Source organism: Pseudomonas lutea, assembly GCF_000759445.1.
GTDB lineage: Bacteria > Pseudomonadota > Gammaproteobacteria > Pseudomonadales > Pseudomonadaceae > Aquipseudomonas > Aquipseudomonas lutea.
In genome coordinates this window covers 135,239-149,110 of sequence record NZ_JRMB01000001.1, presented here as the reverse complement: position 1 = coordinate 149,110, position 13,872 = coordinate 135,239, and the positions used below count along the sequence as shown (strand labels likewise).

Sequence of the window (13,872 nt, the reverse complement as noted above, 5' to 3'; positions counted from 1 at the left end):
AATATGCTTGACCTTAAAAATTCATCGACGCAACAAATCGCCATGGAGGCGTTTTTCTTCGGCTATCAGGCGTTCACTGCCAAGGCGGATGAAATGCTCGACCGCCGCGGCCTGAGTCGCGTCCACCAACGCATCGTGTTTTTCATCGCCCGTTACCCAGGCCTGAGCGTCAAGGAACTGCTCGGCGTGCTGGGAGTGAGCAAGCAGGCGCTGAATACCCCGCTTCGGCAATTGATCGAGATGGAACTGGTCCTCAGCGTCGCGCCCGAGGATGACAAGCGTAAGCGCCTGCTGGAGTTGACCGCCGAGGGCCGCAAGTTTGAAGAGTCCCTGCGCCGTGAGCAGGTCAAGCTGCTGCAGCGGGTGTTTGCCGACGCTGGCCGCGAGGCAGTGGATGGCTGGCTGGCGGTGAATCAGGCGTTGGGCAAGACGATGACGCGCGGCTGACCTGTCGGGCTCCGGTCGATTTGACCAACTGTGCCGACTATTGCGCTGACGGCTGTACCGCAACGCCATGCGGCCACTGCGTATAGGCTTGCAGCTCTGTTCAACCGGTGTGCCAAGGATCGAACCGCATGACTGACCTGCCCCTCGCCCCGTTGCGGCCCATGGCTGACACGTCGCTGTCCGCCGTCGTTGCGGGCTTCATCGCCATGATGACCGGCGTCACCAGTTCGCTGGTGCTGATGTTTCAGGCCGGACAAGCCGCGGGCCTGACCTCGGCGCAGATTTCTTCGTGGATCTGGGCGTTGTTCATGGGCATGGCGGTGTGCAGCATCGGCTTGTCGCTGCGCTATCGATCGCCGATCACCGTCGCGTGGTCGACACCCGGTGCGGCGTTGCTGATTACCAGTCTCGGCGGCGTGGCCTATCCCGAAGCGATCGGTGCATTTATCACCTGTGCCGTGCTGGTGATCATTTGCGGCGTGACCGGCAGCTTCGAGCGCCTGGTGAAGCGCTTGCCCACCTCGCTGGCGGCGGCATTGCTGGCGGGCATCCTGTTCAAGATCGGCAGTGAAATCTTCGTCGCTGCGCAACACCGCACCGGCCTGGTGCTGGGCATGTTTTTCACCTATCTGATCGTCAAACGCTATTCACCGCGCTACGCGGTGCTGGTGACGTTGCTGGTGGGCGTCGCGCTGTCAGCGATGCTCGGCCTGCTGAATTTCAGCGGTTTCGCTCTGGAAGTGGCCCTGCCCGTCTGGACCACGCCATCGTTTTCCATCGCCGCAACCGTCAGCATCGGCATCCCGCTGTTCGTTGTTGCCATGACTTCGCAAAACATGCCGGGCGTGGCGGTATTGCGCGCGGACGGTTACCACGTGCCCGCCTCGCCACTGATCACGGCCACCGGCATCATCTCGCTGATTACCGCGCCGTTTGGCGCCCACGGCATCAACCTCGCCGCCATCAGCGCGGCCATCTGTACCGGCCCGCACGCCCACGAAGACCACAACAAACGCTACACGGCGGCGATCTGGTGCGGGATTTTCTACGCCATCGCGGGGGTATTCGGCGCCACGCTGGCTGCACTGTTTGCGGCGTTTCCCAAAGAGCTGGTGTTATCGATTGCCGCCCTGGCGCTGTTCGGCTCGATCATCAACGGCCTGACCGTGGCCATGCACGAGCCCAAGGAACGCGAAGCCGCGCTGATCACCTTCATGGTCACCGCATCGGGGCTGACGCTGTTTTCCATCGGCTCGGCGTTCTGGGGGATTGTCGCAGGGGTGTTGACGCTGGTGATTCTCAACTATCGCAAATGAGCGCTCGCGGCATGAGTGCGATCACCGCCGCCCTCTGGTTACTCGCCGCATGAACGCGACAGCCGCCGCCCCGGGTACTTGCCGCAGGAACGCGATAACCGCCGCCCCGGGTTACTCGCCGCCTGAACGCGATAGCCGCCGCCCCGGTTACTCGCCGCCTGAACGCGGTAACCGCGGTCCCCTTGTAGGAGCGCGCTTGCCCGCGAATGCGGTGGGTCAGTCGCTGTTGTGGTTTGTGACCGGATGCTTTCGCGGGCAAGCTCGCTCTTACACGCTTTGCCCAAGGCTGGTGCTCGCCGGTAAAACGTGGCGACAGCTGAACCGTGATGGGGGGTTATTGGCGAGTGGCTGAAGCCACCGTCAGCGTGCCCGCCTCGTTATCCAGAACCGCATGACTGCCCAACGCCACCGCCAGATTGCGCTCGCCGTGGCCGATGGACAGGCCGCCCAGCACCGGAATGCCCAGATCGCCCAAGCGCTCGATCAAGACATCGGGCGGCCGGATCGGGTTATTGCCGTGGCCCGGTTCGCTGAACTGACCCAACGCGATACCACCGAGGCGCTGCAGAATGCCGCAGTTGTGCAGATGGGTGATATTGCGGTCAACCCGATACGCCAGCTCGCCAACGTCTTCGAGCAGCAGGATCACGCCTTCCAGATCAGGCATGAACGGCGTGCCGACGCAGGTGCTCAGCATGCTCAAGTTACCGCCGAGCAACACGCCCTCGACCACGCCGGACGTGCGCACGCTGAAGGTGGGCTCGGATGGATCGGCGTGGATGATGGAGGGCTCGGTGCTCATCAACGCCTGCTTGAGCGTACTGGCAAACATGCCGGCCTTCTCGAGCTGCGCCGCCACCGGGCCATGAACCGTGGCAAGGCCGGTGTGGGTCCAGAGTGCAGCGTGCAAGGCAGTGATGTCCGAGAAACCGACGACCAGTTTAGGGTCGCGAAGCACGGCTTCGTAATCGAGTTGCCCGAGGATGCGCTGAACGCCGTAGCCGCCCCTGTTACAGAGCACTGCGCGGATTTCGGGGTCGGCCAGGGCGTCGTTGAGGTCAGAGATGCGATCAGCGTCGTTGCCGGCCAGGAATCCGATGTTGTCCAGTGCGTGGGGGTAGACGCGAGGGCGTAATCCCCAAGAGGTGAGTTCCCGCACGGCTGCTTCCACCCGGGCTTCGGCGACCGGGCCGGCTGGGGACACCAGCGCTACGGCGTCGCCAGCACGGAGGGCTTGAGGGTGGAGGGTTGGGCGGGAGGCAGGCATTTTCGGGATGGCTCGACGGATGGCAATGCAGAGCAATGTAGAGCACTGACGGGCTTGAATCCAGCGGGGCACGCAGGCGCGGGCCGGTGAACTGGCCGCGCGCCCGCAAATCGCCGAAGGCCAAGGGAGTAGCCTCCCGTGGCGCAAGGCATTACGCAGTCACCTCTTCGCTATAGAACTCGTAATCCGTGTAACCCACCTCGGTACCGCCAAAGAAGGTTGGACGGTCATAAGCGTTGAGCGGCAGATTGTGGCGCAGGCGCTCTGGCAAATCCGGGTTGGCGATGAAGTGACGACCGAAAGCAACCAGGTCTGCGTTGCCCTCCTGGATGATGGCCTCGGCGGACTCGCCGTTAAAGCCACCGGCAGCAATGATCACGCCTTTGTAGTGTTTGCGCATCAATTTGGCAGCGACCGGCGTCGGGCCGGCGTTCTCGTCTTCGATATTGCCAAGGATGCGCGGCTCTATCAGGTGCAGGTAGGCAAGGTTCAGCGGCGCCAATTGTTGTGCAACGTAGGAGAACAGGCCTTCCGGATCGCTGTCGCCCATATCACCCCAAGTGCCGCTTGGCCCAACACGGACCGCTACACGATCACTGCCCCACACGGATATCAGCGCCTGAGTCACCTCCAACAGGAAGCGCGCCCGGTTTTCAAACGATCCCCCGTAAATATCAGTGCGCTGGTTGCTGTTGTCCTGCAGGAACTGGTCGACCAGATAACCATTGGCGCCGTGCAGTTCTACCCCGTCAAAACCGGCTTTCACACCGCGTTCGGCAGCGGTCCTGAAGTCTTCTACCAAGCCCGCGATTTCGACGAGTGTCAGCGCGCGGTTCGGGGTATTGGGTACCCATCCATCGGCGGTATACGCCACGCCGCCGTGCAGGATTTCCGATGGGCCAACAGGAATACTGCCCGCAGGCTGCACGTCGACATGGGACTGGCGACCCGCATGATAAAGCTGCAGAAAAATTTTGCCCCCTTTGGCGTGCACGACATCGGTGATCTGTTTCCAGCCCGCGATCTGGTTGTCGTCGAACAGACCCGGCGCACCGAGATAGCCGTTACCGTTTGGCGCAGCGATGGTGGCTTCACCGATCAGAAAACCGCCTTCGGAAGCGCGTTGAGCATAATACTCGGCCATCAGCGCACCAGGACGAGCGCCTTTTTCGGCGCGCATGCGGGTAAGCGGTGCCAATACAACGCGATGGGTAAAGGTGAACGGCCCTACATTAACGGATGAATGAAGTTTGGACATGATTGCCTCGATGTGAAAAGCAAGAAGAAGAGTCGTTGGATATCTGCCCGGGTCGTAGCCGTCTGGCCTTTCCGGTCCGGGGCGCTTGGCATCAGTTAATGCGATTATCCGCAGGGAATAAATGGGCTGGGATTCCCAACACATCGGACTTTTAGGCCGTAATGCTGGCGCCCATAAAACAGCCGGGGTGCGCGACCTGGGTCCAACCGGTAGCTACCACTGACGACCTGGCGGCACAGGTTTATGGTCGTAGTTCTGCGTTTAACCGCCCGTATGGAAACCGCGACCGACACCCTTTCCTGATTTCATCTTCTTTTCTGTCCTATTTCCTCGCCCGCCTTTACTCTCCATCAGCCCTCCTTCCGTACCGAGCACACTTGAAATGATGGACAGCCTCAGCGGCATCACAGCCTTCATCAATGTGGCCGAAACCCGCAGCTTTACCGCAGCCGGGCGACTTCTGGAAATCTCCTCATCTGCTGTGGGCAAAAGCGTGGCGCGCATGGAAGAGCGCCTCGGTGTCCGGTTGTTCCATCGCAGCACGCGCAGTGTCACCCTGACCACCGAAGGCGAGCTCTTCCTCGACCGCTGCAAGCGTATCCTCAGTGAGGTCGAAGCCGCAGAAATGGAGCTGCTCGAGTTGTCCGCTACACCCCGGGGAAAGGTGCGTATAAGTGTGCCGATTCAGAACGTGCTGATCATGCCCGTCCTTGCCGGGTTTATGCGCACCTACCCTGACATCGAGCTGGAAGTAGACATGTCCGACCGGATGGTGGATGTGATTGAGGAAGGCTTTGATGCGGTTATCCGAACCGGGGCGCCTCAAGACTCGCGGCTGATGGCACGCAAGCTCGGAGGCTACCGACTCCAATTGGTGGCCTCGCCCGCGTACCTGGAGCGCAACGGCACCCCTGCGCATCCCAATGACCTCATCAGTCACACCTGCCTGCTGCACAAGTTTCCGGCCACCGGGTTGGTCGAGCGCTGGCCGTTGCGCGTCCACGACACGCACATAGAGCCGAATCTGGCGCGGGCGTTAACGTGCACGACGATGGACCCCCTCACTTACCTGGCGATAGATGGGGTGGGTATAGCCTGCTTGCCGGATTTTTCGATCCATGAACCGTTGGCAGACGGCAGGCTGAAGGTGGTACTGGAGGATTACACCGACCACACCGGCAACCTGTGGATGCTCTGGCCTGCCTCGAAGCAGACAGCACCGAGGCTGCGAGTGTTGATCGACTATTTCAAAGACAACATTCTAAAAACTTGAATTCACCGCAACAGCGATTCGGCGATGGGCGTTTTTTGGATGCCAAAACTGAGCATCACCCCCAACCCAAGCAAACCGATCGCCGCGCCCAGCCACAGCGCCGACGGCACACCCGCATGATCGACCATTACACCGCCGAAAAGGGAACCTGAAGCAATGGCAATCTGGAAGGTCGTCACCAACATTGCCGAACTCGCCTCTGGCAAGTGGGGCGATGTCAGCTGCATCCAGCTACTCACGCCCAGAGGGATCGCACCGTATGCGACTCCCCAGACCAGGACCGCCAGCGAAACGGCCATCCCTTGCAACTCAGGCAAGGCGAGCTGGGCTAATACCATCAGCAATACCACGGCGCCCAACGAGGCACGCAAATGGGTCGTGATGGTCCCGGCCATTGCGAAGTTGGCAAGCATGCCGGCCAGGCCGAAACCCAACAGAATCGCAGTGATGGCCGTTGGTGAAAAGCCAGCGTCATGACCAAGGAAGGGAGCGATGTAGGTGTACGCGGTGAAATGAGCGGCTACCACAGTGCCCAGCAGCCACATGCTCCGACGCGCATTGCTGCGCGACAAGAATGCCACGAGCGCGCGCCCGTTCAGGCCTTCGGTTGAAGGCAATGACGGTAACGTCAGGCCTTGAGCAATCAGCGCCAGCAAGGCGAGCCCTGCTGTAGCGGCAAAGGACATGCGCCAGGAAAAAAGCGTGCTGACGAACGTCCCGAACGGCACCCCCAATACCGTAGCCAATGTGATGCCAGCGAAGATTAACGCGGTGGCTTTTCCTGCCTTCGACTGATTGACCAGCCGCCCCGCCGCCGCAATGGCCACCGCCCAAAATCCCCCCAGCGCAATACCCAGCAGCCCGCGCCCCAGCAACATGATCGCCAGGGACGGGGCCAATGCAGACACCGCATTGGAGGCCACCAGCAGGAGCGTCAATAGCAGCAGCAAGTGACGTCTGTTCATACGCCCCGCGCCAAGCATGACTGCCGGTGCTGACAACGCGGCGACAACACCCGGCACGGTGACCATCAGCCCTGCAACCCCTTCGCTGACGCTTAGGCTGTCGGCAATCTGCGGTAGCACCCCTACCGGGAGATATTCAGTCGTGACGAAAGCAAAAGCGCCAAGGGCAACGGAATACACCGACAACCAGTCGCGTGAGGAAGGAACGTTTTCCAGAGGTTGCGCTGAGGCAGCAGGTAGTGCTTTGCAATCGTTCATGGGCCAGCTCCACAAGGAATAAGTGGGGCCATGTTAGGTATCGACCAGGCAGCGAAAAACAGTGCAGGGCTCCAGTCACTGCGGATCAATAGTTCCACAATCGAACGAGGTATAGCCCCTGCATTAGCGCCATCGGTGTCCGAAGTGTTCTGCCTTCCGGCCGGTTTTTCCCCAGGTACTCGCTTCATACACTCCGCCTCGACAACCATTACCTTGCGAGGGCTTTCCCATGACATCCAGGCAATCACCGATTCGCGTCGGCATCATTGGCGTAGGCAACTGGGCTCACCATGGTCACCTGCGCGTACTTGATCTGTTGCCCCAATACCACTTGCAGGCGGTCTACAGTGAACGGCGTGAGCGGGCTGAAGCGGCGGCCGACGAGTATTCCATACCCGACATTGCGGGGTCAGTCGAAGCATTGGTCAACAACCCTGAAGTCGATCTGATAGTGGTGCTTAACACTGCGCCCCAGCATGAAAGAACCGTACAAGCCGCCATTGCTGCGGGCAAGGATGTTTATTGCGAATGGCCATTAACGACCACCACCGCTGATTCTCAGAACTTGCTGCAACTGGCTGACAAGGCGGGCGTACGACACATCGTCGGGCTGCAACGCCGCCGCGCGCCGCACTATCGTTACTTGCAGGATCTGCTGCGGCAAGGGTATGTCGGCAAAGTACGGTCCGTGCGCATGCACGTCAGCATGAATAACTTCCAGGCCGTGCGACCCAATGCGCTTCGCTGGACCGCAGCCGAGGAAAACTTCTCCAGTGTGATTGCGATCTATGCCGGTCATTTTCTCGACATGCTCTTCACCGCGACTGGCTGGCCGCTCAGCGTGTCAGGCCTGATGGTCAGCCAGTTTGCGCAGGTGACCATCAAGGAGACCGCAGAGGTGCTGCCGAGTACTGCGCCTGACCAATTAGTGCTAAGCGGCATGTTAGAGGATGGGGGCGTGGTCTCTATTCACATTGAAGGCGGCAAGAGGAATGGCTCCGGTGTGCAGATTGATATCACTGGCGATCAGGGCGACCTCAAAATCACCAACCGCTCGGCGTTTGGCGATGTTGGCGACGACTATGTCATCGAGGGCGCACATGGCGATAACCTGACGCTGGAAGTGTTGCCGGTGCCTGAGCAGTACCAGCGCCTGCCTGTCTCGGCGTTGCCCTCCGCCGTGCTTGAACTTGCAGAGCTCTATCACGCCTATGCGCAGGACGTTGCGGAGGGCACAGACGCAGCGGCGACGTTCAGCGATGCTTTACGCCTGCATCAGTTGCTGGATGCGGCAAAGGGCGGAGTTCAATCTCCCCTCAAATGAGAGCACGACCCTCTCGGGTAACCAGGATGTTTGCGATTGGCATCGGTAACGCCGGTATGAGGGAAGCGCATGACGCGCTCCCCCTGGGCTCAGCGGCCCACGATCAAACCACCATCAGTGTGCAGGATTTGGATGAAAGCCTGATCATCCAGCTCCCATCGGCAAATCATCAAGTGCCTGACTTGATCTTGGTCCATGCCCGTGTCCTGGCGCGTTCCGCATCACGCCCCAGAGGTTTGAGTGTGTACAGCGTGGTCATCGCCGCCTCGGTCGGGTATAGATTGGGGTTGTTGCGGATCGAAGGGTCAACTTGGTCCGTTGCGTCCTTGTTCGGGTTCGGGTAGCCAACGAAATCGCTGATCGGCGCGATCACACCGGGCTGCAACAAGTAGTTGATGAATGTGTAAGCGTCCTGCGGATTGCTGGCACCTTTAGGGATGGCGAGCATGTCGAACCAGATCGGTGCTCCCTCCCTGGGCAGGCGCATGTCCACCGTTACCCCGTTATTCGCTTCTTTGGCGCGGTTGGCGGCCTGGGAAAAACTGCCGGAGTACCCGACCGCTACACAAATGTCTCCGTTGGCAATATCGGCCATGTATTTGGAGGAGTGAAAGTAGGTGACATAGGGACGGATTTTCATCAACAGCGCTTCGGCTTTGGCATAGTCCTTGGGATTTCCACTGTTTGGGTCCAGCCCCAGGTGCTGCAAGGCCAACGGCAGGATCTCGGACGGCGAGTCGAGCAGCGCGACGCCGCACTGTTTAAGCTTGCTGATGTTTTCTTCCTTGAAAATCAGGTCCCAGCTGTCCACCGGGGCATTGTCGCCAAGCGCAGCCTTGACCTTGCTCGGGTTAAAGCCAATCAGGATGGTGCCGTACATGTAGGGCACGGCGAACTTGTTGCCCGGGTCATTGGCTTCAATTAGCTTCATCAACTTGGGGTCCAGGTGGTTCCAATTCGGCAACTGGCTACGGTCCAGCGGCTGAAACACCCCGGCTTCGATCTGCTTGGCCAGGAACACATTGGAAGGCACCACCACGTCATACCCGGAATTGCCGGTAAGTAGCTTGGCTTCCAAGGCTTCGTTGGTGTCAAAGATGTCGTACACCAGTTTGATGTCAGGGTGCTGCGACTTGAAGTCTTCCAGCGCCTTGGGCGTGATGTAGTCAAACCAGTTGTAGACCCGCAGGGTTTTCTCTTCGGCGTGGGCCACCCCACTGACAAAGGCCGCGCATAGCAAGATCGACTTGAGCATCTTCATTGAGCAATCCCCTCAAAACCTTCGAGAACGTTGACGGCATTGATGCCGATTTCTTCCACCGCGTAGCCGCCCTCCATCACGAAGAGCGTGGCTTTGCCCAAGCGGGCAATGCGTGCGCCCATCGCCAGGTAATCGGGACTGTCGAGTTTGAATTGCGAGATCGGGTCGTCCTTGAAGGTGTCCACGCCCAGGGATACGACGATGATTTCGGCGCCGTAGCGATCGATTTCTGTGCAGGCTTGCTCAAGCGCTGCGCTCCAGGCTGCCCAGTCAGCACCGGCCGCAAGAGGGTAGTTGAAGTTAAAGCCTACGCCTGCGCCTTCACCCAGCTCGTCGGCGTAGCCCAGGAAAAACGGAAACTCCGCTTCAGGGTGACCGTGGATCGAGGTAAACAGCACGTCGCTGCGTGCGTAGAAAATCGACTGGGTACCGTTGCCGTGGTGGTAGTCCACATCCAGAATCGCGACTTTTTTGTGGCCCTGATCAAGAAAGGCCTGGGCGGCAATGGCGGCGTTGTTGAGGTAGCAATAACCGCCCATCAAATCGCTGGCTGCGTGGTGTCCCGGCGGACGGCACAAAGCGAAAGCACTGCGGGCGCCTTGCTGGATCGCCTGTTGAGCGGTAAGCGCAACCTGCGCCGCCGAGTACGCTGCCTGCCAGGTCCCGGCGGTAATCGGTGCGCCGCCATCGAAGCTGTAGTAACCCAGCTGCCCATGCAGGCTGGAGGGCAATACCCGGCGCAACGTGCGTGCCGGCCAAGTGTAGGGCAGCAAGTCACCGTCCTGCCCGAACTCGGCCCAACGCGTCCACGCACCCTGGAAGAATTCCAGATAGTCGCGGCTGTGGATTCGCTGCAGCGGCTCCAGTCCAAAATCCTGCGGCGCCAGGACCGGGCCCAGCTGACGGTCCTCGACCCGTTGCAACACATGGTCGGCCCGAGAAGGCATTTCGAAGCAGGGCATCAACTGCCCGTCCATTAGTTCACAGCGTCCATGGTGCAGATGATGATCATCAGAGTAGATCGTCAGCATTGGTGTTCTCCGCAGACTGTATCGGTGATGCAGTCTTGCGGCAGCCGCGGTTTAGGAGAACGGCAGACGCGGCCAAAAGGGGACAAATATGGCCAGACTTTCTGTCCGTAAATCGCCCCTCAACGAGGCATCATGTTCGAAACTGACTCGGCGCCACCCCACTCCAGCGCACAAAAGCGTGCCTGAAACTTGCAGTTTCACTGAAGCCCAGCGCCTCGGCGATCCGGTGGACGGGCCACCGGTCCTGCGCCAGTAACTGTTTGGCGCGTTCGAAACGAAGTTCGTCGAGCAGCTCCTGATAGCTGCAGCCCATGCCATGCAAATGACGACGCAGAGAGCGCGCCGAACAGTTCATTTGTTGAGCCAGCCCTTCCAGCCCGGGCGCAGCATGCAGTTGAGTAGCCAGTAACTGACGGATCCGCCCAAGCCAGGCCTCACGCCCAGTGAATTCCGTATTCTGTTTGCGACAGCGCTCGACCATGGCCTGGTGGGTCACCGTGTCGGCCAGTGGCAAGGGCTGGGCCAGCCAGCGTTTATCAAAGGCAAACGCATTGGCGGTTGCCTGAAACTGTAACGGACAGTCAAAACACTCGCCGTAGCGCGCTTGGTAATCTGGCGCAGTGTGCTCAAAACGAGCGCCCAGCAAAGGCAACGAGTGGCCGAGCAGGTCATCGCAAATGACTTTCAGTGAACCCAGGCACAGCTCAACGTTGAAAGCGGTCAGAGCCGGATTCTCACGGTAATCGCTGGCGGTGAACCAGACACACTCACCCTCCTCCTCCAGGCTCAGCTCAAAGAGAGTTCCCAAGAGAGCGGGATAACGCAGGGCCAGACGTAACGCGTCACCGAAAGTGGCACTGGTGAGCAATGCATAACCGAGCATGCCGTAAGACGATACATGCATGCGCGAGCCCACGATCAGGCCTATATCGCGCCGCAAAGCGACAGCATTGGCGCACACCTGCATCTCCTGATGCGTGGCGATACGTGTGTCGGCGCGGCTCAAATCCGTTGCGCAGATACCACTGCCGGCCAGCAGCGCCTCGGCGGACCATCCCTGCGCCGTGAAAGTGCTCAGGACCAAGGAGACCGCGTTAAGGGTGGTGAGGTGGGAATGAAGCATGGGGAGTTCCGCCAGGCGATGAGGACATGAAGAGCAAGTTATGTGCCGGGATATTGTCTGGTTAGTTTGCCCCTGTGCTGCGCCATTAGCCAAACTACATACGGCTCAAACAACGCACCGCGTCTGCAGCGACAGTTGACGTGCGGGAAGCATGCGGCCGAGATGAACTTTGTTTAGCATGAGGACATATACGCTCCGATGCGCACGCTCTAACGCAACGCTCAGGCGCCTTGTTCTGGGTGCGTGAGCGAGCCGAAGTCATGTCTTCAGAGGGTGCCCCTCACCTGTCTGAGAGAGCCAGCCCGACCAATTCTTCAAAAATGACGGTTTTAGAGAAGATCCAATGAGAACTGACTGGCAACAAATTCGAGAAATGATGAACACTGTCATCGACAGCTGCGAGCAGATCGAAACAGCGGGGTTCAGCGAAGACCATCGTTGCGCGACGGTCCAGATCAAAGGCGTCGATTACTCCGTTCAGGAGTTTCTGATCAGTGCCTGGACGCTCCCGGAGAACATTCGCTATCAGATCATTCGTGAGCGTCACGAAGCTGGAAATGACCTCCCCTACATTCCTGAAGCCGCCCGCATTCTCGTCTCAATGGCTCAGGCCTGCGCGGAACTGGTTGGAGCAGCCGACACGGCACCCGCCAAGAAAGCGATTGAAGGGATGACTCATTGGTACAGGGCTAACGCGGTTCCACACGTGACGACGGCCATCAGGCTCGCAAACAAGGAGCCTGACGCTTAGGTCGGCGAAGCTGCCGCTAGCGGAGGCTGATCTGTCATCCGTGGGGTGGGTGTTTGACAGGGGTCGCAAGCGCCCTGCCGTTAAAGCCAACCGCATGATCAGCTACCGCGGATCGGGCTGTGGACGCTGCGGAATTGCCTTCTCTCTGGCCCGGCCTTGATCGGTCACTGGGAGGATCTGCGCGATGGCAAATATTATCTCGAAGCAGGTAAAACCCAGAATAAGGAAGCTGGCTCCTTTAGCCACCGCGAGGAGCTGCCAGATCGCAAATAGCATTCGTGCCACCACGTCATATAAGCCAACAGTGCGGTTTGGTTGCATCAAGCGCCAGGCCGACCAGATCACCACTACAGAGCCCAGAAGATTCGTGAAGAGCATGGCAGTAATGTCCGGTGTCGGTACTGCCCGGTTCAACGCCAATGCATCCGACAGCGCCGAGAATCCTGTAAACATCAAGGATGCCGTCCAGGGTGTCATGAATCCTGCCGTAACGATCAGGTCGTAAATGGCGCTGGCCCGAACAATTTGCAGATTTTTATTTACGCTGATCATCGTCAACCCTCACAGTTCGAGCCCGCAGGCTAAAGCCTCGTGTTAGGTCCAGAGTCAACAGAGAATTGATTGATGAAAATCGGGGAAGTGGCTGCGCACACGGGAGTATCAGTCGATGCGCTACGATTTTATGAAGAGAAGGGTCTGATCAAGCCGCATCGAGCGGCGAACGGCTACAGGTTCTATTCAGAGCAAACGCTGCAACTGGTCGGGTACATCAAATTAGCTCAGCACCTCGGGTTTTCACTTAGGGAGATCGGTGAAAACTTGCCACTTTTATGGAACAGCGAAGGGACATCAAGGGTCCACATCGCCCAGTTGTTTGAAGAGAAAATCGCTTTACTGGACGCAAGAATCAGCGAAATGCACAAACTGCGTAGTCTGCTGGCTGAACGAGCAGCTCAGGTATGTCCCCTGGCCGGTATCGGCGATTGAATGGTGAAGGCGGAGGACATTTTCGCTCTGACTCATCTTTGCCGAACAACACTACTGTCGAAACGCACCCCGGATAAGCGACGAAAAGGTGTCTATCGCCTCATCGACGGTGTGACGTCCTCGCACTGTTGCGCCCGAGAGCGCTTCGCCTGCTCCCACCAGAGCGGTGCAGACACGCTCCATTTCTTCAGATGACAGCCCTGCATGGGGCTCCAGCACGGCTATAAACATGCGCACGCAGTTGTCCAGCAACTCCTGGAACACTGCCGCTTTATCGCTGCTGCCTGCCAGCGCAGCTCCCACGACGTGAAATTCGTCGGTATGGTCCGCCGCACAATGGATATAAGCGCTGGCCAGCACCTGCGCGGTCTCTTCCAAAGTCTGCGGACTGCTCGCCATGGCATTGCGGAAGGCATCGACCCGCTCGGTATCGATCCATCGGTAGAGCTCAATCAAGAGCGCCGACCGGGTGCTGAAATGGTCGTATACCACCGGTTTTGAGACGCCGGCGCGGACCGCCAAATGGCCCAGGGTCAGCCTGTCGGCGTTTTCCTCGCGCACGATCAGCAGTGCGGTCTGGAGCAATTGTCGCCTGCGCTCGGCTTTTGACA

At 59.2% G+C, this 13,872-nt stretch carries 14 protein-coding genes; 6 read left to right on the top strand and 8 right to left on the bottom strand.

The genetic code is table 11. From position 1 onward, the window contains the following. Window positions 1–3: 3 nt before the first annotated feature. Window positions 4–447: a MarR family transcriptional regulator gene (locus LT42_RS00630; RefSeq protein ID WP_037009020.1), complete on the top strand. Its 444-nt coding sequence runs from the start codon at window positions 4–6 to the stop codon at window positions 445–447. A 128-nt stretch (window positions 448–575) separates the two neighbouring features. Continuing rightward, the gene (locus LT42_RS00625; RefSeq protein WP_037009017.1) at window positions 576–1,763 is read left to right on the top strand and encodes a benzoate/H(+) symporter BenE family transporter; all 1,188 of its coding nucleotides are present in this window, start codon (window positions 576–578) and stop codon (window positions 1,761–1,763) included. A gap of 334 nt (window positions 1,764–2,097) precedes the next feature. On the opposite strand, the gene LT42_RS00620 is transcribed toward LT42_RS00625, so the two are convergent. Continuing rightward, a complete protein-coding gene (locus LT42_RS00620; protein WP_037009015.1) occupies window positions 2,098–3,030 on the bottom strand; it encodes a S66 peptidase family protein in 933 nt (310 codons plus the stop codon). Between the two features lie 151 nt (window positions 3,031–3,181). Further along, window positions 3,182–4,288 (bottom strand): alkene reductase, encoded by a 1,107-nt coding sequence (locus tag LT42_RS00615; protein WP_037009013.1) that lies wholly within the window; start codon window positions 4,286–4,288, stop codon window positions 3,182–3,184. Between the two features lie 385 nt (window positions 4,289–4,673). On the opposite strand from LT42_RS00615, the gene LT42_RS00610 reads away from it, so the two are divergent. Further along, complete coding sequence (locus tag LT42_RS00610) at window positions 4,674–5,561, top strand: LysR family transcriptional regulator (protein ID WP_037012700.1); 888 nt, start codon at window positions 4,674–4,676, stop codon at window positions 5,559–5,561. Between the two features lie 2 nt (window positions 5,562–5,563). Here LT42_RS00610 and LT42_RS00605 read toward each other — a convergent pair whose 3' ends face one another. Continuing rightward, window positions 5,564–6,784 (bottom strand): MFS transporter, encoded by a 1,221-nt coding sequence (locus LT42_RS00605; protein WP_037009011.1) that lies wholly within the window; start codon window positions 6,782–6,784, stop codon window positions 5,564–5,566. A gap of 229 nt (window positions 6,785–7,013) precedes the next feature. On the opposite strand from LT42_RS00605, the gene LT42_RS00600 reads away from it, so the two are divergent. After that, a complete protein-coding gene (locus LT42_RS00600) occupies window positions 7,014–8,108 on the top strand; it encodes a Gfo/Idh/MocA family protein (RefSeq protein ID WP_037009007.1) in 1,095 nt (364 codons plus the stop codon). Between the two features lie 169 nt (window positions 8,109–8,277). On the opposite strand, the gene LT42_RS00595 is transcribed toward LT42_RS00600, so the two are convergent. From LT42_RS00595 to LT42_RS00585, 3 genes are all read right to left on the bottom strand, one after another. Beyond that, complete coding sequence (locus LT42_RS00595; RefSeq protein ID WP_037009006.1) at window positions 8,278–9,369, bottom strand: polyamine ABC transporter substrate-binding protein; 1,092 nt, start codon at window positions 9,367–9,369, stop codon at window positions 8,278–8,280. Beyond that, on the bottom strand, window positions 9,366–10,400 hold the full coding sequence (locus LT42_RS00590) for a histone deacetylase family protein (RefSeq protein WP_037009004.1): 1,035 nt from the start codon (window positions 10,398–10,400) through the stop codon (window positions 9,366–9,368). The genes LT42_RS00595 and LT42_RS00590 overlap by 4 nt, the downstream gene beginning before the upstream one ends. Window positions 10,401–10,530: 130 nt before the next feature. Further along, window positions 10,531–11,523, bottom strand: a complete 993-nt coding sequence (locus LT42_RS00585) for an AraC family transcriptional regulator (RefSeq protein WP_037009003.1) — start codon at window positions 11,521–11,523, stop codon at window positions 10,531–10,533. A 343-nt stretch (window positions 11,524–11,866) separates the two neighbouring features. Here LT42_RS00585 and LT42_RS00580 point away from each other — a divergent pair, with 343 nt between their 5' ends. Next, a complete protein-coding gene (locus tag LT42_RS00580) occupies window positions 11,867–12,274 on the top strand; it encodes a hypothetical protein (protein ID WP_037009001.1) in 408 nt (135 codons plus the stop codon). Between the two features lie 102 nt (window positions 12,275–12,376). Here the strand turns inward: LT42_RS00580 and LT42_RS00575 are convergent, their stop codons facing one another. Beyond that, entirely contained in the window at window positions 12,377–12,826 is a 450-nt protein-coding gene (locus LT42_RS00575) for a hypothetical protein (protein WP_037008999.1), read from the bottom strand. Between the two features lie 72 nt (window positions 12,827–12,898). Here LT42_RS00575 and LT42_RS00570 point away from each other — a divergent pair, with 72 nt between their 5' ends. Continuing rightward, window positions 12,899–13,261, top strand: coding sequence for a MerR family transcriptional regulator (locus tag LT42_RS00570; protein ID WP_037008996.1), 363 nt, complete (start codon window positions 12,899–12,901; stop codon window positions 13,259–13,261). A 51-nt stretch (window positions 13,262–13,312) separates the two neighbouring features. Here the strand turns inward: LT42_RS00570 and LT42_RS00565 are convergent, their stop codons facing one another. After that, entirely contained in the window at window positions 13,313–13,846 is a 534-nt protein-coding gene (locus LT42_RS00565; RefSeq protein ID WP_037012699.1) for a TetR/AcrR family transcriptional regulator, read from the bottom strand. Window positions 13,847–13,872: the final 26 nt, after the last annotated feature.